The organism is Ignavibacteriota bacterium, assembly GCA_016212665.1.
Taxonomy (GTDB): Bacteria; Bacteroidota; Ignavibacteria; order UBA10030; family SZUA-254; genus FW602-bin19.
Map to the genome: position 1 here is coordinate 1 of JACREZ010000016.1, position 26,815 is coordinate 26,815.

General features: G+C 45.0%; 17 protein-coding genes. 12 read left to right on the forward strand and 5 right to left on the reverse strand.

The genetic code is table 11. The annotated features are described in order from the left end of the window. The 3 genes from HY960_04980 to HY960_04990 form a co-directional block, all read right to left on the reverse strand. The coding region (locus HY960_04980) for a hypothetical protein (protein ID MBI5215085.1) at positions 1–434 on the reverse strand (434 nt) is incomplete at its 3' end. 165 nt (positions 435–599) lie between these two features. After that, a complete protein-coding gene (locus HY960_04985; protein ID MBI5215086.1) occupies positions 600–773 on the reverse strand; it encodes a hypothetical protein in 174 nt (57 codons plus the stop codon). 347 nt (positions 774–1,120) lie between these two features. After that, complete coding sequence (locus HY960_04990; GenBank protein MBI5215087.1) at positions 1,121–1,882, reverse strand: response regulator transcription factor; 762 nt, start codon at positions 1,880–1,882, stop codon at positions 1,121–1,123. Between the two features lie 10 nt (positions 1,883–1,892). Between HY960_04990 and HY960_04995 the strand changes: the two genes are divergently transcribed. From HY960_04995 to HY960_05045, 11 genes are all read left to right on the forward strand, one after another. Next, a complete protein-coding gene (locus tag HY960_04995; GenBank protein ID MBI5215088.1) occupies positions 1,893–4,967 on the forward strand; it encodes a UvrD-helicase domain-containing protein in 3,075 nt (1,024 codons plus the stop codon). Next, positions 4,964–7,828, forward strand: coding sequence for a PD-(D/E)XK nuclease family protein (locus HY960_05000; protein MBI5215089.1), 2,865 nt, complete (start codon positions 4,964–4,966; stop codon positions 7,826–7,828). Before HY960_04995 ends, HY960_05000 begins: the two co-directional genes overlap by 4 nt. A 230-nt stretch (positions 7,829–8,058) precedes the next feature. Beyond that, positions 8,059–8,982, forward strand: a complete 924-nt coding sequence (locus HY960_05005) for a cobalamin B12-binding domain-containing protein (protein ID MBI5215090.1) — start codon at positions 8,059–8,061, stop codon at positions 8,980–8,982. Positions 8,983–9,048: 66 nt separating this feature from the next. Further along, positions 9,049–9,963 (forward strand): TIGR01777 family protein, encoded by a 915-nt coding sequence (locus HY960_05010; protein MBI5215091.1) that lies wholly within the window; start codon positions 9,049–9,051, stop codon positions 9,961–9,963. Positions 9,964–10,024: 61 nt separating this feature from the next. After that, the gene (locus tag HY960_05015) at positions 10,025–12,262 is read left to right on the forward strand and encodes a TonB-dependent receptor (GenBank protein ID MBI5215092.1); all 2,238 of its coding nucleotides are present in this window, start codon (positions 10,025–10,027) and stop codon (positions 12,260–12,262) included. A gap of 227 nt (positions 12,263–12,489) precedes the next feature. Beyond that, positions 12,490–14,499 carry a peptidylprolyl isomerase gene (locus tag HY960_05020; GenBank protein ID MBI5215093.1) on the forward strand — a complete coding sequence of 670 codons (2,010 nt, stop codon included), beginning with the start codon at positions 12,490–12,492 and terminating at the stop codon, positions 14,497–14,499. Next, entirely contained in the window at positions 14,496–15,359 is an 864-nt protein-coding gene (locus HY960_05025; protein ID MBI5215094.1) for a peptidyl-prolyl cis-trans isomerase, read from the forward strand. Before HY960_05020 ends, HY960_05025 begins: the two co-directional genes overlap by 4 nt. Next, positions 15,352–16,635, forward strand: coding sequence for a peptidylprolyl isomerase (locus HY960_05030; GenBank protein MBI5215095.1), 1,284 nt, complete (start codon positions 15,352–15,354; stop codon positions 16,633–16,635). Before HY960_05025 ends, HY960_05030 begins: the two co-directional genes overlap by 8 nt. Positions 16,636–16,790: 155 nt before the next feature. After that, positions 16,791–17,789: a MoxR family ATPase gene (locus HY960_05035; GenBank protein ID MBI5215096.1), complete on the forward strand. Its 999-nt coding sequence runs from the start codon at positions 16,791–16,793 to the stop codon at positions 17,787–17,789. Between the two features lie 8 nt (positions 17,790–17,797). Then, a complete protein-coding gene (locus HY960_05040) occupies positions 17,798–19,873 on the forward strand; it encodes a S8 family peptidase (GenBank protein ID MBI5215097.1) in 2,076 nt (691 codons plus the stop codon). Next, the gene (locus tag HY960_05045) at positions 19,765–22,032 is read left to right on the forward strand and encodes a VWA domain-containing protein (GenBank protein ID MBI5215098.1); all 2,268 of its coding nucleotides are present in this window, start codon (positions 19,765–19,767) and stop codon (positions 22,030–22,032) included. The genes HY960_05040 and HY960_05045 overlap by 109 nt, the downstream gene beginning before the upstream one ends. A gap of 42 nt (positions 22,033–22,074) precedes the next feature. Here the strand turns inward: HY960_05045 and HY960_05050 are convergent, their stop codons facing one another. Together HY960_05050 and HY960_05055 are read right to left on the reverse strand one after the other, a co-directional pair. After that, the gene (locus HY960_05050) at positions 22,075–22,911 is read right to left on the reverse strand and encodes a zf-HC2 domain-containing protein (protein ID MBI5215099.1); all 837 of its coding nucleotides are present in this window, start codon (positions 22,909–22,911) and stop codon (positions 22,075–22,077) included. A gap of 67 nt (positions 22,912–22,978) precedes the next feature. Beyond that, positions 22,979–23,509, reverse strand: a complete 531-nt coding sequence (locus HY960_05055) for a sigma-70 family RNA polymerase sigma factor (protein ID MBI5215100.1) — start codon at positions 23,507–23,509, stop codon at positions 22,979–22,981. 162 nt (positions 23,510–23,671) lie between these two features. On the opposite strand from HY960_05055, the gene HY960_05060 reads away from it, so the two are divergent. After that, the gene (locus HY960_05060) at positions 23,672–26,527 is read left to right on the forward strand and encodes a CHAT domain-containing protein (protein MBI5215101.1); all 2,856 of its coding nucleotides are present in this window, start codon (positions 23,672–23,674) and stop codon (positions 26,525–26,527) included. Positions 26,528–26,815 lie beyond the last annotated feature (288 nt).

Below are 26,815 nucleotides of genomic sequence, written 5' to 3' on the forward strand. Positions count from 1 at the left end.
ATAATGCTGTTCTGTCCTTCACCGAGAATGTATTGTGTAAACGTGAAGTCGTGGCTTGTCGTGTCTAACGTTGTCACATGAAGTATTGTGCCGCGCCCCGCTTTATATGTGTAAGTATGTTTCGGCAACAATTCTTCATCATAAATTACTGTATCAATTGGAGGGTGGAGAGTGGTAAGTAAACTATCATCCCGGTGTACCGTAAAATCATCGCTGCCGTTACTCATTGTAACACGGAGCCATAGTTCTGTTACACCGTTCTCCTCTAAGGTAAGTTGCGGTATTGGTATTATCTCTATTCCCGTTTCATTGCACGAAATACCAAGTATTGCAAGAGAGAGAAAAAGAAAAAGTATAGTAGGTCGAATTTTCATTTCAACCGTATCAAGTCGCCTCATGTTTACAAATCCCTTGGAGCAATTACTGTTATTCATTGTTCACCTATGGTTATGGATTCTCCTGTAAACATACGGACTGAATAGCACATTATCAATTTTATTTTTCTGCATTGTTCAAATTCGTTAATGACGCGGAGCGTCAACTTATTTCATTCCCACGCGCTGATAAATGATAGGAGCGTGTGAACGAGATTTCAAAAATTACGTTGCTTTACACTCATTATTCTTCACACAAAAGAAAGCGGTGAGCGTATCAACAGACTCTGTCAATCCACCGAATCCCCACGTAACAGAGTTGATGAAGTTTCCCTTAACCACTAATGTTCTCACCGCTATCAGGAAATGAATTCTTATCAAACTAAACCACCCCGGCATCTCCCAAAATTACCGGGGCGATAAAGAAAGGTGAGCCGACTTTTCCTAACCAGCTATAAGATAGGAATGGCTCACCTTTTTGGTTGTTAAAACCCCCTGTCCGGGCTCGCGTTAGTAGTGAAGTTTAATCCACGAAAACTTCGGTAGATGATGGTCTGGGGAGCGCTAATTTGGACAGTGTAAAGGAACGGAAATTCTGCTTGATTATCAATACGTAAACTACCCTATTTTTGGGTAGTAAATTACCCTCGCGTAGTAAAACTACGATATGAGGATAAAAGAGGAAGTGGAATAAAAGAGGGGGAAAAGAGGAAAAAACGAAAAATGCCGCTCCTGAGCGAGCGTCGTTACACTATAATGAGGCCTTTTTTGATTGCGTATTTTGCTAATCCGAAGCTGGTATGAATATGTAATTTGTCCATGATGTTCTGCCTGTATTTTTCGACCGTTCTGGGGCTTAAACAAAGTTTGTCGGCAATCTCTTTTGTACTGAATTCCTTGACAAGGAGTATCAACACTTCCTCTTCCTGTTGTGTCAGTGTTGGGTCTACCTCCGAGGGTTTTTTCCGTTCACCTGTTATTTCCTCTAACAGTACTTTTGATACCTCGGGGCTAAAAAAGGCATCTCCTCTGAAGACGGATTCGATGGCTTTTAGTATATCGCTCTGGGGCGCGTTTTTCAGAACGTACCCTTTCGCTCCGCATTGGAATATCTGCCGGATGTATTCCTTATCGTCGTGCATCGTGAGGATGATGACATCAATTGTCGGGAGATTTTTGTTGATGATTTTTGTCGCTTCCAGTCCGTTCATAACCGGCATGCTGATATCCATAAGGATGATATCGGGAAGCATGGTTTTTGCCCGTTCGATTGCTTCTTTGCCGTTGATTGATTCACCGATTACCTGTATCTGGGGATACTCGGCAAGAAAGGTTTTAATACCGGCAATTACCATCGGGTGATCATCAACAATAAGCACACGAATTTTTTCTGCAGTAAACTCCATAAGTTTTCTCAATAGTTCGGCAAGAAGGTAAGAAAAGATTTGCACGTTGCCAAGTTGCAGGTTCGCGTGTGTTGTTGTATTTTGGCTCGTTCTCAATTTCACGATACAGGTGATGCACGCTATTCTTGAACATGATTCGACTCTCGCCCTTCCGAACCTGACGCTGGTAACTGCCTCGGCAGGTTCCGGGAAAACGCACACGCTGACGCTGCGTTATCTCCAACTTCTCCTCTCGACGAAGATTCCGTTCAACAACCTGAAAAATATTCTCGCAATGACGTTCACCAACAACGCGGCAAGCGAGATGAAACAGAGAATCCTCGCGTATCTCAAGTACACAATTCTGCACCCCGAGAAAGAGGAAGTGAAACAACTGAGCGAGGTTCTTTCACTTGACAGAGAAACACTTCAAACCCGCGCCGCATTTCGTCTGAATGAAATCCTTGATAACTATTCCGACTTTCAGGTGCAGACGATTGACAGTTTCATTACGCGCTTGCTGAGAGTCTCCGCACTCGAACTCGGTTTCTCCCCCGATTTTCAAATCGTGTTTGATTCAAAAGCGATACTAGATGATGCGTTCGATGTGTTGTTCCGCGACCTTTCGTTCGATACGAGAAAGCAACAACTTGTCGAGCGGGTAATTCAACTTGTGAGCGAGGCGCAGGATGGGAAATCGAAATATCTCTGGGACCCGTTTCAGAAACTGACGAAGGAAGTCGGGGAAGTGCATCAACGGCTCTCTGCATTTGCATCGTTGCCGCTCATCGAAGAACAACAGGAAACGTTCCGGCAACTTCAGGCAGAAATCATCGAGAAAATAATTTCCATCGGAAGAGTTGCGGATACACCGGGCGTCATCGTTTCAAAAAATTATCAACGCATCATGGCAACTGCGGGAGAAGGAGATGTGGAGCGATTGCTCGGATGGAAACTCGGTCAGAAAGTTCTCAACAAATCTTCCCATCCTCAGTTGGCGAAGATTGAAGCCGAGATTGCACGCTTGCAGGATGAACTTGCGTTGATTGTCGGTAACTATTTTGAGGCGAAAGCGCGAGCGTATTATGTTCCGTTCGTGCAGACGCACCTGCAATTGCTAAACGCCATCGAACAAGTGAAGCGTCTGCGCGGCGAAGTCCATCTCGGCGACGCCAATAAATTGCTGGCAGGAAGATTGCGGAATGAAATTGTGCCGGAAGTCTATTTCACGCTCGGCGAACGTATTCATCATTTTTTGATTGACGAGTTTCAGGATACCGCGCCGATTCAGTGGGCAGTGCTTCGCCCGTTGATTGAGGAATCGCTTGCAAAACTCGGAAGCCTGTTCATCGTCGGCGATACGAAACAATCTATCTACACATTCCGCGGCGCCGATTGGCAAATCATGGCGCGGATGCTGAAGCGGGATGAGTTTCGTTCCGTTGCAACTCAGCGAAAAGAATTGACAACGAACTGGAGAAGCACGGAAGCGATTGTCGGGTTTGCAAAAAAAGTCTTTCACGAAATTATTCCGGCTCAGGGTTTGGGTGATGTTGCAAAGTTAAGCGGGCTTGTTTCGTTCGAGCAGAATGTCTATGAGAAAGGAAAGGGAAAAGGATACGTCGAGGTTTTCAAGTTCGAAGTTCCGGATGAAGAACCGTTAGAAACCGAATCGCCGGAGAGAGAAAAACTTCTCTCTGTTCTTCAGGATTGTATCCGTCGCGGCTACCGGTATTGCGACATCGCAATTCTTACTCCGAAAAATAATGATGTTGTAGAAGTCAGCCGGTGGTTGAATGAATCGAACATCAAATTCCTTTCGCACAGCAGTCTCGATATACGAACGAGAACACTGACGGGGGAATTGCTCGCGTTGCTTCGCTGGCTCGATTCTCCTGTTGATGATTTGTCGTTCGCGTCGTTCCTTTTCGGAGACATCTTCCGGAAAACAATGGAGCGCGGATTCTTCGAAGAGGATTTCCATTCCTTTGTTCATTCGTGCAGGGAGGAAGACGCACGTGCGCCGTTGTACAGTTCATTCAAACAATCTTACAGCGATTTGTGGGAACATTATTTCGATGAGTTGTTCACTCTCGTCGGTTACTTGCCGGTGTACGACCTTGTTGTCGAACTCTATCGGGTGTTCCGTTTGTTCGAGGTCTTCCATGAAGAAGAAGCCGCGCTGGTAAAGTTTCTGGAAGTCATCAAGAAATTTGAAGAAACGGGAAACAACAACCTGAAAGATTTTCTTGAGTATGCGGAGGAGAACGATGCCGATGCTTCGTGGGACCTCGAAAAATCATCGGGTGAAGATGCGGTGACAATCATGACGGTGCATAAAGCAAAGGGACTCGGTTTCCCCATAGTGATTGCTCTATTGTATGATAGCCGACCGAAGCCGAATACCATGGCAATCACAACCGGTGATGACGGTGTGCGGTTGATTCGCTCGACAAAACACTGGTCGGAATCGAGTGAACTGCTCGGTGCAATTTATAATGAGGATGCGGTGAAACGGAACGTGGACGAACTGAATAAACTGTATGTCATGTTGACGCGTGCGCGGGAAGAGATGTATGTTCTCAGCGTTCAATCAAAGTATGCAACGGAGCCGTCATCGTTCTTGCCGGAGAACGGATTCTCTCTCGGCTCTCCGATGAAGAGAGAGAAAAAGGTAGAGGAAAAAGTACATGAAGCATCGTTACTTCACCAACCGTCACAAGGATTGAAGCAAGCAACAAGCATTGAGAACATTCACCCGGAGGATACAACACGCGGGGAAATTATTCATGCCGTGTTATCAAACATTATTGTTGTTGATGAACGGCTCGATGCAATCATCGCGCGTTCATTGGATGCGTTGCAACAACAGGGCTATCAAATCATTGATAAAGAAACGATAGCAAAACACATCAAAGAATTTCTTGCAGTAAAAGAAGTGAAAGAATATTTCACGCCGAAGCAGGGACGAACGATTTTCACCGAGCAGGAAATTGTCGGAGCGAACGGGCAACTCCATCGGATGGACAGATTGATACTTGATAGCGACCGGGTTACAGTGCTTGATTTCAAAACCGGCGCGGAAAAGGAATCGTACATCAAACAGGTACAGAATTATTTATTTATGGTTCGTCAACTCTATCCAAAAAGAAAAATTGAAGGCGCGCTTGCGTATGTTGATGTGAAATGTGTCCGGAGGATTGCATGAATAACGTGACCATTCTTTCGCCGGAAGTCGGTTTACTTGAAGAAATACTTTCCCGTTTGAATTCCGATGAGCGGGATTACTCGAACACCATAATAGTGTTTCCCGGAAAACGTCCCGCACATGTCCTCCGGAAAATGATGGCCGAGCGGCATCAGTCGAGTTACATTCCACCGCGTATTTTTTCGTTTGAAACATTCATCGGGTTTCTGCATCGTGAACTGCTTGGCATTCACACAAAGAAACTTGAAACGGCAGATGCGCTATCGTTTCTCTATGATGTGCATAGTGAAGCGCAGGAAAAAGTCGGCGCTGAACATTTCGTTTCGCTCGATGCGTTTGTGCCGGTCGGGATGCAGTTGTTCCGTGAGTTGGAAGAAGTCGCTCTTGCAAATCTTCTGCTTCCAAGAGTGAAGGAGGTTCTTTCATCGGTTGAATTTCTGAAATTCCATGCGTTAAGTTACTACTACGAAAGTTTTTACAAGCGCGTCGTGGAGTATGGATATTCCACGAAGGCAACATCGTACAGAACCGTAGCAGGCAAAATTGGAGAAATCAATCTCGAACAGTTTCAGCAAATCATTTTTGCAGGATTCTACGCGTTCACAAACACGGAGAAGAAAATAATCACCAATCTTCTTGAACGGGAAAATGTTTCTTTCATCTTTCAGGATGGAATCGGTTTACAACAGCAGTTGCAACACATTGGAATACCAACAAAAGAAGGGAAACTCCAAAACTCCAAAACTCCATCACTCCACTACTCCACTACCCCGCTACTCCATTTTGTTAAGGCTCCCGACACGCACGGACAAACGTTTGCCCTCGCGGCTGAACTTCAAAAGAAGGTAGAAGAACAGCGTGTGGATGAGAAAACCGCGATTGTACTTCCGGGTTCTGAAGCGTTGTTTCCTGTTTTCCATCATGCTCTCTCGCTGATTCCTGATGAAAACTATAACATCGCACTCGGTTATCCGCTTATGCGAACTCCCGCCTACGGATTTCTTAACAGTCTGATGGAATTACTTGGCTCGGCGTTTCACGGGAAGTTTTCACCCAAGAGTTATTTGAAATTCGTCCTTCATCCGTACACGAAGAACATCCGTTTCGGAAAACGTTCGGATGTTACACGCATTCTTTTTCATTCGCTTGAGGAACATTTGCTTGAACATCGTTCGAAGGCGTTGTTCACGCTTGAGGAGATTGAAAACGATGCGGAGTTTTTTGAAGAGACATTAAAACGACTTGCGGGCATCGGTGAAGAAATATCAAGCGAACAACTTCGTGAACATCTCTGTACGATTCATCATCATACAATCAGGAAATTAAATGAATTCAGTTCCATCGGCGAGTTTGCGCGCCGGGCGATTGCAGTTCTTACCTACATCTTTGAACATAGCACGGCAAATCTTCATCCGTATTTCCGTCCGTATGTCGAGCGATTGATAGAAGCGTTGGATGGATTATCAACATCGCTTCTTGCAGGAAAACGATTTGAAGACCCGCTGGCATATTTCACTCTTGTGCGAAGTCTCATCGCATCCGAATCCGTTCCGTTCTCAGGAACGCCGTTGAAAGGATTGCAAACACTCGGTTTGTTGGAAACGCGCAACCTGAAATTCGACACTCTGTACATCCTCGATGCAAACGATGATGTTCTTCCCGGCTCACGAAGTGAAGACATGTTGCTTCCGCAACCTGTCAGGAAATTACTGGGATTGGAAACCTCCCGCGACCGCGAGCAGTTGATTGAATATTACTTTACACTTGCAATTCAATCAGCAAAAGAAGTACATCTCTTCTACACCGAAACAGAAGCAGGCGGAAAAGAGAAAAGCCGCTTCGTTGAAAAATTGCTCTGGCAGTTACAGCAACGAGATGGCAACGTGGATGTGAAATCGTATGAACACGTTGCCAAATACCATGTCCGGCTTGCAAACGAAAAACCGGAGCCAATCAAAAAGACAAGAGAAATGATTCATCGGTTGCGGCAACGAATTCAGTTCAGCGCGCACTCGTTGGATACCTATCTCAAATGTCAGTTGAGATTTTATTATCAGAATGTTTTGCGGTTGCGGGAACGAAGTGAAGCGAGTGAGGATGTTGACAATCTGGAAATCGGCAACATCGTGCATGGCGTTCTCGCGGAATACTTCAAACCGTTTGAAGGAAAACCAATTGCAATTGAACTTCTCACTCAGGAGCGAATGGTAAGTGTAGTTGGTGAATATTTCAAACAGAATTTTGGTGATGATTTAACCGGGACAGCATTTCTTCTTAAGCGGCAAATAGGAGCGCAACTTTGGCAGTTTATTGAAAAGTATCAATTACCGTTAGCTACAAAGGAGAATATCATCATCAGCGGTTTAGAGAAACCGGTGAGCGTTGAGAAAAACGGTTATACATTCACCGGAAGAATTGACCGTGTCGAGTTGCGCGGCGAGCGATATTACATATTTGATTACAAAACAGGAAAAGATGATTCGCATGTCAGCATCAAATTGGAAAAACTCAACCCGAATGATTCATCAACATGGTGCGAAGCGATTCAATCGTTCCAACTTCCGATGTACATGCTTCTCTATAATGAATTGACAAGAAAAGGAATTGATAAAATTAAGCCCGCATTTCTGTTTCTTGGCAAAAAAGAAATTGATGAAACGATTGAAGTCGGTTTGGGTGATGAGGAATTATCAGATGCAGAAGTGTATCGTAAGGTTGAGCCGCTCATCTTCAGAATTATTGAAGAAATCTTTGACGTGAAAGAAGAGTTTCTTCCAACAGAAGATTTGGAGAAACAGTGTCCCGATTGTCCATACAAAACAATGTGCGGGACGGAGTGGGTGCGGGGATGGAAAACCTGACCTGATGCCCGGTTAACACATCCACATCGTATCAAATCATACAGTAATCCTTCTGACTATCGAACAAGAAGAAGTCGGACAAGTGACCATTTAACAAGCCAAGCCCGTCCTGCTTCTCGTTCGAATAAACCATCTAACAAGCGGTCAGTAAAAAAACAGAGTTGCATAGAAATTTATTTTGCGTTATATTAAATCGTCCAAAACGAACATAACGCATAAACAAAATATCTATGGTAACGCCAACTCTTTCAACGCAAGAACTGTCTTCTCTTCTGAATGTCACCGAAACGACTATAAAGCGATGGGCAGAGGATGGAAAGATTCCGTGCACGAAAACACTGGGTGGACATCGGAAGTTTTTTATTCACGATGTCCTTGAATTTGCAGAAAAAAACGGAATCCCGGTCTCCGGAATTTCCCCGCCGCCGATGACGAATCAACAAATGGAGCAACTTCAACTTGGCATTTTTACTCAAAATTACAATAAGATTGCCGAGGTTTTTCTTCAGGAATCGCTTCAGGGGGATGACCGCGGGTTGCTCGAACTGCTTCTCTATCTGTCAAAACATCGAATTCGTCTTGCGACGATTACAGATGAAGTTATCAGACCTGCATTAGTTCATATCGGTGATAAATGGAAATCGGGGCAACTCGAAGTTCATCAGGAACACCGCGCATCACAGGCGATTCTTGAAGCGTTGGTTCGGTTTGCACCAAATGTCCATAGCAAGAAAACTAACAAACTTTCAGCAGTGTGTGCATGCCTGGAAGGAGAACATCACGAAATTGGTCTTCACGCATTGAAATTCGTTCTGGAAAGTGAAGGGTGGCATGTTCACTATCTTGGGGCAAATACTCCTACGGATACTCTGCTTTCTTTCATGAAAGCAATGAAGCCGGAATTAATTTGCCTCTCGTTTACTGTTGTGAATAAAAAGAAACAATTTGCACAGGACGTTATGAACATCAGTCGCTACGCCCGTTCATACGGAGCGAAAGTGATGGTCGGTGGTTTCTATTCTGCACTCTACACTCCCGAAGATTTCGGTTGCCATCATATTGCAAACTCAGCGACTGATGCATTAAGTTACATCAAAGAAGTGTTTCAATTAAAACCCGGACCAAGAAAACAGAAGCCTTCGGGTCAAGCATAAACGCACATTGTATCGCGAAGAAAAATATTACCAATCAAAGAACGCAAACAAAGGAATAGGTGAATTATGAATATCGTTATTGCAGGCGGAACAGGATTTATCGGAACGGCTCTGGTTGAATCCTTCATTCAATCTCAGCATCATGTAACGCTTTTATCTCGTAGTAAGCATGTGCAAAAACATTACCTGCCTTCTGTTGTTCTAAAACAATGGGATGGAGTAACGGTTGGTCAATGGAAAGATTGCATTAACAACTCCGACGCTGTCATTAATCTCTCCGGAGAACTTATCGCCGGGAAACGATGGACAGCAAACCAAAAGAAGAACATTCTTGAAAGCAGAATTAATTCTACGCGGGTGTTGGTTCAAGCGATAAAGGAAGCAGAACAGAAACCCAAGGTTTTTGTCAGTGCATCGGCAGTTGGTTACTACGGAAACGTGGAGCAGGGAGAGGTGACAGAAACACATCCAAAAGGAAATGGATTTCTTGCCGATGTTTGCGCAGTGTGGGAATCAGAATCTCAGAAAGCAACCGGGTTTGGAGTTCGTGTTGTCAATCCGCGAATCGGCGTTGTAGTAGCGAACGATGGTGGTGCGTTGCCGAAATTGCTGATGCCGTTCAAGTTCGGAGTTGGCGGTTGGCTCGGAAGCGGCAAGCAATGGTTTCCGTGGATTCACCGGTATGATGTTGTGAATGGAATGTTGTTCGCTATGGAAAATGAACAAATAAACGGGGCTGTGAACTTTGCCGCACCGGAATCTGTCACGATGAAACAATTCTGTCAACAACTTGGCAATGTCCTTCGACGACCATGTTGGGCGCCCGTCCCATCAAGCATACTTAAACTTGCGCTAGGTGAAATGTCGGAGATGTTGTTAACGGGACAGAATGTCGTTCCCGCAAAATTGTTGGACACCGGCTATCGTTTTCATTACCCTACATTGGAACACTCTTTACAATCAATTTTTCAAGAACAATAATATGACATTGATGAAACATTTTCTATTTCTTTTTGTTCACCTATTAGTAATAACCTCGGTGATGGTTTCACAGAAACAGAATGAAGATGCGAAAGGAGAAATCTCCGGGCTTATACTACACAAAGAAACACAAGAGCCTCTCTTCGGTGCGAACATAACTCTTTCGGGAACTAAACTTGGCGCATCAACGGATGATAACGGAATGTTTCGGATTCAGAATGTTCCTCCCGGTACGTTCAATGTTAAAAGTTCACTCATCGGTTTTGAACAATACATCATGACCGATGTTGTCGTGAACGGAATCAAACCGACAGAGATAACTATCCTGATGCAGGAATCGAGAATTCAATTTGAGGGAGTAGAGGTGAGCGCCGGTTATTTTCAAAAAAATTCCGAGACTCCGGTGAGTACGCAACAACAATCAGCCGAAGAAATTCGTCGTTTACCCGGAGGACAGGAAGATGTCGTGCGGGCAATTTCCATTCTCCCCGGTGTTGCGCAGGTTCAGGCAGGAAGAAATGATTTAATCGTACGCGGCGGCGCACCATCAGAAAATCTCTTTCTGATTGACAATCTTGATGTTCCCAACATCAATCATTTCGGAACTCAAGGGGCGAGCGGCGGTCCGCTGAGTTATGTGAATCTTGATTTTGTCGAAGCAACATCGTTTTCCACTGGTGGATTTGGCGTAAAATATGGAGATAAACTTTCGTCTGTGCTGAATATTTCTTTACGCGAAGGAAGAAAAGACAGGTTCGGAGGAAAACTTACGCTTGCTGCAACTCAGTTTGGCGCATCTATCGAAGGTCCGGTAAACGAACAAACGAATATGTTGTTTTCTGTCCGAAGAAGTTATCTTGATTTTCTTTTTAAGGCGGCGGGGTTCGGGTTTGTGCCGGAGTATTGGGATTATCTGGCGAAGGTGTCTTCTAAACTTGATTCAAAGAATCAACTTTCGTTTATCGGTATTGCCGCTATAGATAGAGTTCGCTTGTTCAATGAAACGGAAGACCAGAGGTTTAAGAATTCAAGAATATTAGCCGCCGATCAAAATCAAGTTGTTTCCGGTGCGACATGGAAACGCTTGTTTACTTCGGGCTATTCAACCGTTACACTGGGACAGCGATACAATGAATATCAATACCGGCAGAACGATTCTTTACTCAACCCGATATTTTTCAGTTCAACATACGAGCGCGAACTTTCCCTGCGCGGCGAAGTGGTTCTTCAACTGTCATCAATGTCTGACGCATCATTCGGTTTTCAAGCACGGAACATTGGATTTTCGACAGGATTAACACTTCCAAATTATCGTTCTTCATTTGGCGATAGTCTTAATCTGCAAACAGCACGGGAAACTACCGGTTGGAAAACAGGTTTTTACACACAACTTGCAACGACCTTTGGACATTTCAACCTCGTTGCTGGTACACGTATTGATAATTTTTCTCTTATTGAACAAGCATGGGTATTCGCCCCGAGACTCTCTCTCCGGTATGCTGTTACTTCAAAGATGAACATTAACACAAGCATTGGAAAATATTTTCAGGCTCCCTCGTCGGTCTGGCTTGTATCTGATGAATCGAACAAACAATTAACCAATATCAGAGTTGAACAAGTAATACTCGGGGCCGAATATCTGTTACTCGATGATTTCAAACTCAGCGCGGAAGGATATATGAAGCATTACTCAGATTATCCGGTAAGCCTTCGACGTCCGTATGTAGTTCTTGCAAATTCGGGGGCAGGTTTTGGCGGGAGTGAAGAGGGGTTCACTTCGTTCGGTGTTGAACCGCTGGGAAGTAGCGGAAGTGGTATATCCCGCGGAGTTGAATTGTTCCTTCAAAAAAAGTTGTCTGATATATCTTGCTATGGAACGGTAAGTTTGAGTTACAACGAATCGTTTTTCACCGCGCTTGATGGGATAGAACGACCGGGAAGTTTTGACCAGCGTTGGATATTAAACTTCGGCGGCGGATATGTTCTGAACGAACGATGGGAGTTCGGGGCAAAATTCCGATTTGCAACAGGTCGTCCGTACACACCATACGCACCGGATGGTTCTCAACAACCATTTTTATACAATTCAAAACGCGTCGGCATCAATCATAGTTTAGACATACGGGTTGACAGGCGATGGTCGTTCCCAAACTGGATATTGATTACGTACGTTGATATTCAGAATGTGTACAACAAAAAGCCCGCTGATATTCCGCGGTATAACACGCGGCTCGGGAAGGTTGAAGAAAATGACTCGATAGGAATTCTCCCTTCCATCGGAATCAGTGCAGAGTTTTAAGAAGATACATCTTTCACAGAAGAGGAATAGATGTCGGGCAATCAGGAATGATTTTCCCGTGAGACCGAGGTCAAAAGAGCATACCAACACAATAAACAGTTTTTGGGAAGAAGTATTTTTCGCTTTGGTACTTTCACGATTTTTGGTTATACTAATCGCTCGAATTTAGCAAATTCAAAGGATTTCCAACCAAATTCCCGATTTTAATCATGAAAGGATTTATTCGAATGAACTTCAAACATTATCTCATATTCATTGGCTTACTTGGCACATTGCTCGTCATTGGATGCGGCGAGAAAGAAGACCCGGTCGTTCTTGAAATTGGAGCGAAGAAAATCGGGTTGGGCGAGTATGAGAATTTCTTTGCAAAAAATACCGGCGGCTGGGATGCAGCAAAGAAAAGTCCGCAGGAAGACCGAGAAAAGTTTTTAGACCTACTAACAAATTACAAATTAAAACTCCTCGATGCCTACGACCGCGGGTACGATAAAGACCCGGAGATTCAGGCAGAGTTGAAAGAGTACCGTTCAAGTTTGGCGGCTTCGTATCTTGTCGAGCGGGAAGTGACTGAGCAGGGCGTCAAGAACATGTACGACCGTCGCAAAGAAGAAATCCGCGCTCAGCATATTCTTCTTGCTCTGAAACCGACTGCAACTCCCGAAGAAACATTGGCAGTGTACACGAAGGCAAAAGAAATTATCGCTCAACTGAAAGACGGCGCGTCGTTCGATACGCTCGTCATGCAGTACTCGGAAGACCAAACAGCAAAACAAAACTACGGAGATGTGTATTATTTCACCTCAGGACAACTTGCTTCATCATTCGAGGCGGCAGCGTATTCGATGAAGAAAGGTCAGATAACACAAACTCCCGTGCGCAGTTCATCCGGTTATCATATCATAAAAATATTGGATAGAAAACCATCCGAGTATCAAATCAAAGTACGACATATCATGGCGCGGTTTACCAATGCGAATGATTCCACCGACACAACAAATGCACTCGCGAGAATTAAAGGATTGCAGGATAGTTTGAAGAACGGTTGGAAGTTTGCTGACCTCGCTGTGAAACTTTCGGAAGATGCAGGTAGCGCACCGGAAGGCGGAGACCTCGGTTGGTTCGAACGCCGTCGCTGGGTTCAGCCGTTCGATGAAGCGGCATTCACATTGAAAGCCGGACAAACTTCGGGCATCGTGAAAACACCATTCGGGTTCCATTTGATTTATTGTGACAGCACAAAGAAACTTCCGCCGTTTGCTGAAATCAAAGAAGAATTAAAAAAGCGGTATCAACAATATCGCTTCAACGAGGAATACCAGCAATACGTTGAGGGATTAAAAGTACAGTACAAGTATTCATTTAATGAAGATGTGTTTCAGTTGTTCGCCTCGTTGCTTGATTCAAACCAGAGTGTTGATGATAGCGGATGGTCGGAAGCGGTTCCAACAGATGTGTTTACAAAATCACTCTTCACAATCAATAACAAGTCAGTCATTGTTGATACTATCGTCAGCATGTTTAACCGGAAAATGGAATTCCGGAGTACGATGCTTCGCCCCGCCGAACTACGCCAGAAAATTGGTCACATGGTTGAAGGATTTGTACTCGATGAAAAATCAATTGGCTTGGAAGCGGCGCATCCGGATTTCGCTTCATTAATGAAAGAATACGAGGATGGTATTATCCTGTTCAAAGCAGAACAACAGGAAGTCTGGAATAAAGTTTCTGTGAATGATTCTGCCCTGAAAGATTATTATTCAAAGAATAAAGAACGGTTTAAGTTTCCGAACCGTGTAGCGTACAGTGAAATTGAAATCGAATCGGATACGCTCGCTCTCATGTTGTATGATTCGCTCACGAAAGGTGCGGATTTTGCGGAACTTGCAGAGCGCCACAACAACGACCCTGAATTGAAAGCGAAAAAAGGCGCACACGAATTAGAGCCGGTTACGCAAGATGATTTCACAAAGTTGGCTGACTCAATGCAGGTCGGTGAAATTTCCGAACCGATTGAATTGATGATGGGCGGATTTGTCATCATGAAAGTGACGAAAAAAGAATCGGAACGAATCAAGACATACGAAGAAGCCGGTGCGGAACTCTCGAACGCGTTTCAGGAATACGAATCGAAGCGGCTCGAAAAACTCTGGCTCGACAAAATCAAAGAGCGATATCCGGTCAAACAATTTAAAGAGCAACTTAGCAAAGCGTTTTCGTCTGCACCGCCGAATTCATGAAACTGCTTTTTCTCATCGTTGCAATAGCTGTTGCTTTTGCAGGGTGTGAACAGCGACAGGAACAAAAACAAATTCTCGCGCGAGTCGGCGACGCCGTATTGACGTTGGATGAAGCCCGTTTAGATGTAGATACCACATCGGCGCTGTATGAACATCAGTTGCGGATGTATGTTACGACATGGATTCGAACCGAGATGTTGTATCAGGAAGCGGTTCGGCGCGGCATGGAAAATTCTTCCGCGTTTCAACGGCAACTCCATGATGCACGGAAGCAACTTGCAATTCAGCAACTTCTTGAACAGGTCGCAATTCAAGATACGACGGGAGTTCCGGCGGGCGAATTCGAACAATATTTTTCCCGGCACGCAGATGAATTTGTCGTTCGGGAAGATGGAATGAAACTGAACGTTATCGGATTTTCGACACGGGCACGGGCAAGCGCGTTTGCCGGGCAACTTGCGCGAGGTTCTTCATGGAACAAAGCCCTTGAGATGTTGATGAATGATTCCTCTGCCGCTGTGGAAATCACGACGGCATTTTCAAATCATTACTTCATTCAACGTTCGATGGTATTTCCCGAACTCTGGAAAGTGGCACAAACGCTTGATGTGAACGATGTTTCGTTCCCCGTGAGAACACCTTCCGGGTACGTTATCATTCAATTATTATCAACAGTAAAAAAGGGTTCAACGCCTCAGTACGAACTTGTGCAGGATGAAGTGCGAGCCCGGTATCTGAGAGAAAAAAAACAATTGCAAATAGATTCACTCATTGGAACTCTGCGCGCACAAACGACTGTTGAAATGCTACTGCCGACCGTGCAGGAAACCGATACAATTCAAAATGAAATTCATGATTAAAAAATACTTGTTTCCGCTCTGCTGTTCACTGATGTTGTTCCCGCTATTTCTCACAGCACAGCAGGAAGTTCTTGACCGTGTTGTCGCGTTGGTGGGAAAAGAAACGATTCTCCTTTCGGAAATGAAAGCCGAACTTGAGTTTTACGCCTTCAATCTGCAAACCGACCCCAACACACCCGGACTTGCGGAGAAAACCCTCGACGCACTCGTTGACCAAAAATTGATTCTCGCCAAAGCGCAAGATGATACAACCCTCTTCGTTACCGAAGATGAAGTTGACCGTTCACTCGAAGGAATGATTGCACAACGTTCGCAACAAGCGGGCAGTGAGCGCCGTCTCGAAGAAATGTACGGCATGACCATCGGGAGAATGCGACGCGAGTGGCGGGATGAAATGCGGAAATATATTCTCGCGGAAAAATTATCGAAAAAGAAAACGAGTGAAGTGCAATGCTCACGCCGGGAAGTCGAAGAATTTTTTGCACTCTATAAAGATAGTCTCCCACCGGTGAAGGAAGAACTTGAACTCTACCATATTTTCAAAATTCCCGTCATCAGCGATGCAGTGCGAAAAACTGTTATGACACAAGCACAGGCGATTTTAGATTCGGTGAAAGCAGGAGGTGATTTTGCAACGTACGCAAAAGAATTTTCCATTGATGGCGGTTCCGGCGCGAACGGAGGAGATTTGGGTTGGGTTCGCAGGGGGGAGTTTGTGAAAGAGTTTGAAGAAGCCGCGTTCGCTCTTAAAGATAGTCAGTTTGCTGATTTGGTTGAAACGAAATTTGGCGTTCACATTATTCAATTGTTGGAGCGCCGCGGCGATGCGATTCATTCACGACATATTTTATTCAGGATGGAGCGTGACAGTTCGTCCATCTACGAAACAATCAACTTCCTTTCCTCGTTGAAAGACAGCGTGAAGAACGGAACAAGTTTCTCTGAACTTGCAAAACGATATTCCGAAGATAAAGAATCGGCATTGCTCGGCGGTCTCATCGGCGCATACCCGATTGACCAATTCGAAGATGCGATGCTTGTCGCCATTTCGGATTTGAAAGAAGGAGAAATCAGCACGCCGCTGATGGTTGCCGACGGAAACACGAAAGGCTATCATATTGTCTGGCTGAAAAAACGCGTTCCCGAACACAAGATGAATTTGACAGACGACTGGAAACGCATTGAACAACTTGCGGTCGGCTATAAAGGAAACAAAGTCTATCGCGAGTGGTTGAAACAACTGCGTGAAGAAATTTATTGGGAGACGAGATTGTAAAAAAAAGTTGGAGGCAATGAAATTTTTCTAACACCCTAAATCCCTCTCTTAAAAAAAGAGGGACTTATCATTCTCCTTCTCTTTTTAAGAGAAGGAGAAGGGCATGAGTTAGTATAAACACGAACAGAATAACATAAAGATTTTTTAGGGAAACCATGACAGAACAACCACAACAAATAAACGATGTCGAAGCAGTTGCTTCTTTGAAGAACAACTTCGATGCGATGAAAAAAGAAATCGGCAAAGTTATCATCGGACAGGAAACGATTGTTGAGCATTTGCTTATTGCGATGCTATCACGCGGGCATGGTCTGCTCGTCGGTGTGCCGGGTCTTGCGAAGACGTTGCTCATCAAAACACTTGCGCAGGTGCTTGATTTACAATTCAGCAGAATTCAATTCACCCCCGACTTAATGCCGAGCGACATCACCGGAACGGAAATCATAGAAGATGACCGCGCAACCGGAAGCAAGGCGTTCAAGTTTATCAAGGGCCCGATTTTCGGCAATATCGTTCTTGCGGATGAAATCAACAGAACGCCGCCGAAAACACAAGCCGCGCTCCTCGAAGCGATGCAGGAACATCACGTCACTGCGGCGGGACAAACGTATCGCCTTTCCGAGCCGTTCTTTGTTCTTGCAACACAAAACCCCATCGAACAGGAAGGAACGTATCCCCTCCCCGAAGCGCAACTCGACCGGTTCATGTTCAACCTCTGGCTCGATTATCCTTCACACAAGGAGGAATTGGAAATCGTTAAATCAACAACGAGCATGTACGTGCCGACATTGAAGCATATTCTGAGCGGAAAAGAAATTGTGATGTATCAGGACTTGGTGAGGCGCGTTCCCGTTGCCGACCACGTCATCGAATACGCCGTCGGACTTGTCGCGAAGACACGAACGACATCGCCGACTGTTCCTCAGTTCATCAAAGATTGGTTGAGTTGGGGCGCGGGTCCCCGTGCTTCACAGTATTTGATTCTCGGGGCGAAGACGCGTGCAATCCTGCAAGGTCGGCACTCGCCCGATATTGAAGATGTACGTGCAATTGCAATTCCCGTTCTCCGTCATCGCATCGTTCCGAACTTCAACGCGGAAGCAGATGGCGTTACGGCAATTCAAATTGTTGAGAAACTTCTCTCCACAGATTAATCATTTGTATGTCACGCGCTGTTTTGACAGCATGGAGTCTTACTATCGTAATGATGGCAAGTCCGTTCGAGCATCTTCATGCTCAATCGCCCAAGAAATATTGGGTGTGGTTCACTGACAAAGGGAACGGAATTCCCGCATCAGGAACACTCAGCAAGAGCGTGAAAGCCTATCAAACAGCATTGGAAATTCTCTCTCCAAAATCATTGCAACGCCGCGCGAAAGTCCTTCCATTGGAATCGCTCATTGATGCGGCGGATGTTCCTGTTTTCCAATCGTACATCAAACAAATTGAACGGGCTGGCGGCGTGTTGCATCAGCAAAGCCGGTGGTTTAATGCGGCAAGTTTCACACTCACAACAAACCAAATCGAAACTGTATATCAATTCTCGTTCGTAAAAGAAATTACTCCTGTGGTTGTTTTGAAAGGCAAACCGTTGCCGCAGGAAAAAGAACAGCGAACATTTTCTCTCTCCAAACTCACTTCGTTTGATTACGGACCATCGCTCGCACAAGTTGATGCCGTGAATGTTCTTCCGTTGCATCAGATGGGAGTTACGGGAAACAATGTTCGGGTCGGAATGTTAGATTCAGGATTTAGATGGAAGATTCATGAATCATTACAGGAACGAAAAGTAATAGCCGAATACGATTTTATTTTTCATGACAGCGTCACCTCGAACGAAACAGGCGACGCAAGCAATCAGGATGGACACGGAACGTACACGTTCTCAACGCTCGGCGGTTTCAAAGAAGGCAAACTCATCGGTCCCGCGTTCGATGCGGAATTTCTTCTTGCAAAGACAGAATATATTCCGACCGAAACACGAATTGAAGAAGACGACTGGGCGGCTGGAATTGAATGGCTCGAATCGAACGGTGCAGATGTTGTCAGCAGTTCCGTTGCCTACAATACATTCGATGGTGGTAGCGGGTATTTATGGGATAACGGAGATTTCAATGGTCGCACTTCGATAACATCACGTGCAGCATTGCGCGCTGCACGGCTTGGTGTTCTCGTGTGCAATTCGATGGGGAACGAAGGAAACGGTGATGGAGTTGTGGGAACAATGATGACTCCTGCGGATGCGGATAGTATTCTTTCCGTCGGAGCGATTTCTGTTGATAAGTATCTCGCGTACTTCAGTTCAACCGGACCGACAAACGACGGACGCATCAAACCGGATGTTGTCGCGCCCGGGATGTTTATCTACTGCGCGAGACCGGGAACGAATTCCTACACAACACAACAAGGAACTTCACTCGCGGCTCCGCTTGCCGCGGGCTCTGCCGCACTGGTTCTTTCTGCCCGTCCCGAGTTGACGCCGATTCAGGTTCGTGACGCGCTGAGAAACACAGCCGACACATCGAACAACTCGAACATCCATCAGTTTCCAAATAATTTTCTCGGCTGGGGTTCCGTCAATGCGTTTAACGCCGCGCTGTCGTTCGGTCCGATTTTCAGCAATCAACCGACGATTACTTCCTTCGGAACAAGCAATACGATTTCCACCATCATCGTCAGTAAGTTCGGCATCAAATCTGATTCTGTATTTCTTTCCTATGCTATAGATGGCGGCACATTCACTTCCGTGCCGATGCAGTTTGATTCTTCAATGTTCTTCCCGTCGTCCGGTCGTTACATAGTTACGCTTCCTCCGATTTCGGCAAACTCGCTTGTTCAGTTTTTTATCGAAGCAAGAGACAGCAATGGAAATTCCTATCAAAGTCCCTCGCCTGCGCTGAACAGGAAATGGCAATTCTGTTGTGGAACGACCGGCGTATGGAGCGGCTCCGCTCTACCGAAACACGCGGAGTTGTTACAGAATTTCCCCAATCCGTTCAACTCCTCCACCACAATTTCTTTTGAAACGGAACGGTGCGAGCCGGTTGATGTAACCGTCTATTCGCTGAGCGGACAAAAAGTAAAAACATTGTACAACGCGCCTTCGCAACCGCCCGCGATGAACTTCCGTTGGAATGGCGACGCAGAAAACGGTACATCGGTTGCAAGCGGCGTCTATTTCGTTCGACTCACCACACCGACATTTTCATCCACCAAAACGATGCTTCTCCTCAGATAATGATTTTTGCCGAACTTTCTTTTTCGCTTCAGGGAAATATTCTTCTTCTGAGTTTGCTCTTCCTCATCGGTATCGGGCTGGCGTGGTTGTTTTACCGCTACACACTTCCGCCGCTTCCACCGAGACGGCGGTTCATACTTTCAACTCTGCGCGCTCTTACGCTCTCTCTTATTTTGATGTTGTTCTTCGAGCCAATTCTCCATCTCATACAACGGGATGAACAACCGCCTATTGTTGCAGTGCTGGTTGATAATTCACAAAGCATGACGCTGAATGACGGAAGTGAATCTGTCCGCCGTTTCCTCAAGAACGAACCGTTCAAGTCGCTCTCATCTCCTGTTGATGTTCGAACGTATAACTTTTCTTCAACTCTGCCGAAGGCGACGCTTGAATCACCCGACTCGCTCAGGTTCAACGGAGAGACGACGAATCTTTCGGAAGTTGTTTCGCAAATCAAGAAGCGACTCGTCAGCGAAAATATTCAATCGGTTGTGTTAGTGAGTGATGGAAATTTCAATGTCGGAAAAAATCCGATTTACGATGCGGAAGCATTAGGGATTCCGGTCTATACAATCGGCGTTGGCGATACAATCGAACAAAAAGATTTGTTGGTAGAGAAAGTTGTCACCAACAGCATTGCCTATGCTGAGACAAGAGTACCTGTTGATGTGACCATTAAAAGTTCCGGATTTGGCGGAGAGAATGTGGAAGTCTCGTTGCTTGAAGGAACGAACGTCGTCGAACGGAAAGTCATCATGCTGGAAAACGGAACGCGGGAATATCCTGTTCGTCTGAACTTCGAGCCGAAAGAAGAAGGCATGTCAAAATTCTCCGTCACTGTTTCGGAATTACCCGGAGAATTGACAACGAAGAATAATACGCAATCGTTTTTTGTGAAAGTGCTGAAAAGTAAACTACGTGTGTTGCTCCTTGCCGGAGCGCCAAGTCCCGATGTTCCTGCCATCCGACAGGCGCTGACGGAAGAACAACATTTCAGCGTTCAGGCGCGCATTCAAAAGAGTTCTTCGGAATTTTATGAAGGAGAGGTGACGCCCTCTCTCTTTGATAGCACCGATTGTTTTGTGCTTGCCGGATTTCCTTCAGCACAAACTTCGTCTCAACTCTTGCAGGAATTGAGAAACAGCATCGAACAAACAAAGAAGCCGCTCCTGTTCGTCAACGGAAAATCTACCGACTACCGGAAATTAGAGCAACTCGAACCGCTTCTTCCGTTCGGTTGGACAAATCATAGCACGATGGAAGCGCTTATCTTTGCCACCGTTCCCGAACGACAGAAAACGAACACGCTTGTTCGTTTGGAAGGAACTGTGAGCGCAGAGACGTGGCAACAGATGCCGCCGATTTACAAAACACAAACGATGTTCAAAATCAAACCGGAAGCGGAGATGCTTGCGGCAGCGCGAATACAAAACATTGTTCTGCCCGAACCGTTGGTCGCGACCCGGAATGTCAACCGACTCAAATCATTTGCCATCACCGGCTATGGTGTGTGGCGATGGAGTTTACTTGCCGATGAACGGAACGAACAGAGCGAGTTTCTCCCAATGTTGTTTGTCAATGCGGTGCGATGGCTGACAACAAAAGATGAAGGAAAAAATGTTCGTGTGAGTCCGACGAAAGAAATGTTTACCACTGCCGAACCGTTGGAGTTTACCGCGCAAGTGTATGACGAACAACTTCGCCCAAACGATGACGCAGAGGTAACGGTAACTCTTCACAAAGGAAACGAGACAAAAGAACTTGCTCTCACTGCGCTTGGTAACGGTTTGTATGAAGGCGCGAGCGAAAGTATCGGCGAAGGAGATTATACGTTTGAAGGAACGGCGGTTGCTGACGGACGCACGCTCGGCACAGACAAAGGAAAGTTCACCGTCGGACAAATGAACGTGGAGTTCCTTGAGACGAAAATGAACAAGCAACTGCTCGAACAACTTGCGTTCAGAACAGACGGAAAGTATTTCCCGCTTGCATCTGCACAACGGTTTGCGGATGAAATCAAAACACAACAGCAATTCACATCAAAAGAAATTGTTCAATCCTCCGAAATCGAATTGTGGAACTGGTATTATCTTGTCGGCGTGATTGTTCTTTTGCTTGCAGTGGAATGGTTCTTGCGGAAGCAGAGCGGGATGATATAAAATTGACGATGTACGATTGAGTCATTGACGATTCTCAATCGGTTATTTTCTCACTGCCCGAAACTGCATTTCATACATCTCTCCGGAAAATTGTTCCTCAGGCGTAGATGATAGTTCTTGAACGGTGATGGTGTACTTTTCATTTGATTGTGTAAAATTACGCACCGGGATTTCAATTTTCAATCGCACGCTCCCTCCTTCGTTAGAATAATTTTTCAGAGTATCAATAAGCGGAATTGCTACTCCACTTGGTGGAACAAGTTGAACGGAATACCATGATGCTTGTGAAGGTTCCGGAACAATAAGCGTTGCTTCAACCATCGTTACATCCTGAGAAAGATTTAATTCCGGCAACCGGTTTCCATTATTCCCGCGCGGAACAGACTGATACTCAAGAGTCACTGAAACACTTCGTCCAATTTGTTCCAGCTGTCTGTTGATAATTATGACAAAGAATATCACTGCAATAATTCCCACCGGAACAGCAATGACCGGTTTGAACAATTGACCGAAGAGACGTTCAAACAAGGAGGTAACTTCTTTTTGATTTGGTCTCTGAACTTCTGATGCAACCGGGAGAATTGTTTTTCTCACTAATGCAACTTCATCACTGCAAGAAGTGCATTGATTGAGATGTTGCTCAACAGTTTCTCGTTCGCTTTCCGATTTGATTGTTCCCTCAGCGTAAGCGGTAATGGTTTCGGACGCTACATGTCCTTCCTGCAAATATTCGAAGTGAGATTCCGTAGCGACGCGGGCGTGAAGCCAAAATGATAATTCTTGTCGCAATTCATCAGAGGTTTTCAGTTCGTGATCAACCAATTTTTTTTCATCCTGTGAAAGCGTGCCGGCAACGTACGGCGGTATGAGGTGTTTCAAATCTTCAATATTCATAGTTGTCGCAGTCTGCCTCTCATTGTATAGTCGTTTGAAAAGTGAATTCGTTTCATGAGAGTTTCTTCCGTAGTTCGATTGCTTGTTCTTTGCAACGGAACACGCGCATTTTAATCGTTGCCTCTGTTGTCTCAATCCTTGCGGCGATTTGTTTATACGTGAGTCGTTCGTTCAGAAGAAACTTCCAGAGTTCCCTGCATTGTGTTCCGAGATGACTGACGATGCGGTTAAACAACAATAATTCTTCCTGTTGCAAAAATTCTTTCTCCTGATTGTTCGAATCAGGGAATTCTTCATTTAATGTTTTGAAACGAAGTTTGGCGCGTTTGAAACTCCTGATGCAATCTATCAATGTGTTTCGTGTAACAGTTTGAACAAATGCTTTCAAGTTTGATGAAGAAACGAAAGAATCCTGGCGGAAGATGAGCAGGAGTTTGAGTTGAACATCGGAAAATATCTCTTCCGGTGAAATATTCTCCACCCAAAGTTTTCGCGAGATGATTTCCCGAATCCATTCCTCCACCACGCGGAACGAATCCCTCTCGCCGCTGATAAATCCTTTGATAATGCGTTCGTCGGTCACGCTTCGATATATTTTACTTGAATAATCATTGGAATGAAAGTACAGATTAGATTGAAGAATTCAAAAACGAAAAATGCTTGACTTTTTGACAGAAGAAAAGTACATTACCCGAAATTCTTATTCAAGGTGTTGAGTATAGTTACATTTATAGGAGAACAAATCATGAAAAGGAAACTTGTTGTATTGTACGTAACAAGTATGATGTTTGGCATATTTGGGGTCAACCGGAGATTAGTTGTTTTGCTAACTCTTTGGGTGCTTTCCCTTAGTCAGATATATTCTCAAACTACTCAGGAAGAGTTCAATGTATTATTCAAACGAGCGCAAGAATACTCCGCGCATTATATGTTTGATTCTGCTATCACGCTAGGATATTTAGGATATAACACACTTACGAAGATGTACGGAGAGAACGATACAAGTGCATCGAAGTTTCTTCAACAAATAGGTGTATATCACCTCCTAGCGGGAAAGCTTGATTCTGCGGAGATTCTTGTCAAACGCGCCATTGCAATGCGTGAAGCGGCTGTCGGAAAATCTCATCGCCTTTTGTTTGTTCCCTTGGGAAACCTGGCAAACATTTACTTCCAAAGGGGGATGTATAAAGAGGCTGGCGCTTTATTCATTCGAGCCAAAGATATTTGTATCAATGTTTGGGGAACGAAACATGCTAATTATGGCAGGATTCAAAAAGATATTGCAGAATATTATGTGCAATATGGAAAATATCAGGAAGCAGAACGCGCATTCATCGAAGCAAGTACGGTAATGGAACAAACTCTCAAGCCGAATCAAGCATGGGACTTAATTCAATGCCTCAACAATATGGCAACGATGTACAGCAATCTCAACCGGGACAAAGAAGCTGAGGTTGCATACACAAAAGCGCTCTCTCCAAGTTTCACTTCACACCAAAGTAATAGTCTATTCATCGCAAACACCAAAATACATTTAGTGCGTCTTGCTCTCAAGCGCGGAGAAACTTGCCGTGCGGAATCACTGCTCGTTGAGGCGCAGACATTCCAACAGGCAGCGTATGAAGGAGACCATCCTGATCTGGCTCGAAGCACACTGCAATTGGCTGAATACTATCATACAATAAAGGAAGAACATAAGGCGGATTCAGCATATAAAAAATCTCTCAATATGTTTTCTTCATCCGTAGGCGAACAGAACCCATTAACCGCAAAATGTCTGCTCTCGTACAGTCGTTTCTGCCGTGACATGAATCGCATAGATGATGCTATTGCCTATTCAGAGCGAACAATAAAAATACTTGAGAAACTGTTTGAGCGTAACGCTGATATCCTTTCTGAAAACGACCTCTTTACTTATGCTGCAACTCTCAAATCCGCTTTTGATGAATATTTGACAAATGTCCAAATGCATCTTGCTATTGATTCCGTTACAATGAATTATTCAAAGATTATTCTTTCTACCAAAGCAATTTCCTCAGAAATACTTCTTAACAGACAACAAATTCTGAGCGCTCAAAATAAAAATGAACTCAGTGAACTGTTCTCACGGTATAAAGCCGTTCGCTGGCAGATTGCTCAATCCTATGTGAAGGGATTCTCAGAACAAACCGTTTCTCAAATGACAAACAAACTCGACTCCTTAGAGAAACTATCAAGGAATATCGAATCTGAACTAATTCAACATTCTCCAAACCTGTTTACCAACAGGGTCGCGACAGAATTCACTACCAAGCGTATTTCCAGTTCACTTCCTAAAGATGCTATGCTCATCGAGTATGTTACGTACAACGATGTATCAAAGGGAGAGGAAAAGGCGCTCCCGCGTTATCTCGTCATGATAATGGATGAAAAAGGGAGAGCCAAAATTACGGAAGTTGGAAATGCGGTAGATGTAGAACGTGTTGTTGAAGGTTATCGCCTTCTTCAGAAAAAAATTCAATCCATGAAGGATGAATCCGCCAAACATGTAGAGGAGTATCAGAAGATTGGTTCCCAAATGTACGATTTGCTTTGGAAACCCATCGCTCCCCATGTCAAACAAAACTCCACCCTCTTCATCGCTCCCGATGGCGCGCTCAATCTCGTTTCGTTCGCCGGATTGATTGATGAAGATGGGAAATACTTCATTGAGAAACACCCAATTCATTATCTCTCTGCCGGTCGTGATTTGCTTCGGCTCAACAAAAAAGAAAAATCAAACCAAGGTTTGCTTGCATTCGGAGACCCGGATTACGATGCGCCTGCAATTGCCCGACTTTCCCATGAACAACAAGAATACGTTTCCGGTCATGTTCCCTCCGACCCGTACTCGTACAGAAACGTTCGCTCGGAGTGTGACATTCTCCGCAACTTAGATGTCGTGTCGCTACCCGCCACACGCCGGGAAGTGAGCGCAGTGAAAGAATATTGGGGAAAGAAATACAAACGGGAAATTCCCACCGTCTATTACGGAGCGGATGCAAGCGAAGAACACTTCAAACAAAACGCCGCCGGGCATCGCGTTATCCATCTTGCAACGCACGGCTATTTTCTCAATCCCGATTGCAGAAACGACACGACTCTCCACTCACCAATTAACCAATCACTAATTCTCAAGGAGAATCCTCTTCTCCAATCCGGTCTCCTTCTTGCCGGCGCTAATCTTCGAGGCGCCGATGCAGATTCGCTCGGCGCGGAAGACGGAATCCTCACTGCGCTCGAAGTTTCGGCGATGGATTTACGCGGCACCGACCTCGTGGTGCTTTCTGCGTGCGAAACCGGACTCGGAGAAATCAAAGCGGGAGAAGGCGTCTATGGACTTCGCCGCGCGTTCCAACTTGCGGGAGCGAAAACAGTCGTCAGTTCGCTCTGGCAAATTCCCGATAACGAAACGGTGAAGTTCATGAAAGACCTGTACGCGCAAACGGCAACTACCTATCCCGAACTGATGCAGAAGGTGATGGTTCGAAGATTGAACGAACTCCGCTCCAAGAATCGCTCAACCCATCCGTACTCGTGGGCGGGGTTTGTTGCAGCGGGGGAATGGTTTATGACTCGGTAGAGCGTATCAAGTAAAAATTCAAAATGCAAAAGGAAAAATAAGTTCTCTGTTATCAGTTATTTGTTAATCGTCAATTGTTTATGCAGACAAGGAAATGAAAAAAATGGTTGTACAGTACTGATGGAGTCCACGTAAACCTTTAAATTCAAATAAATTCTCCAATCGTTTACGCCTATTCAGAAAGGTGGACTCCATCTTTCCGTCTCGTATTTCTAATTTCAGCCACTCCACCATTGCATGACCGTAAACGGTCACGCTAAGAAAAACCAGGGGCTGTCTCAAAAGTCT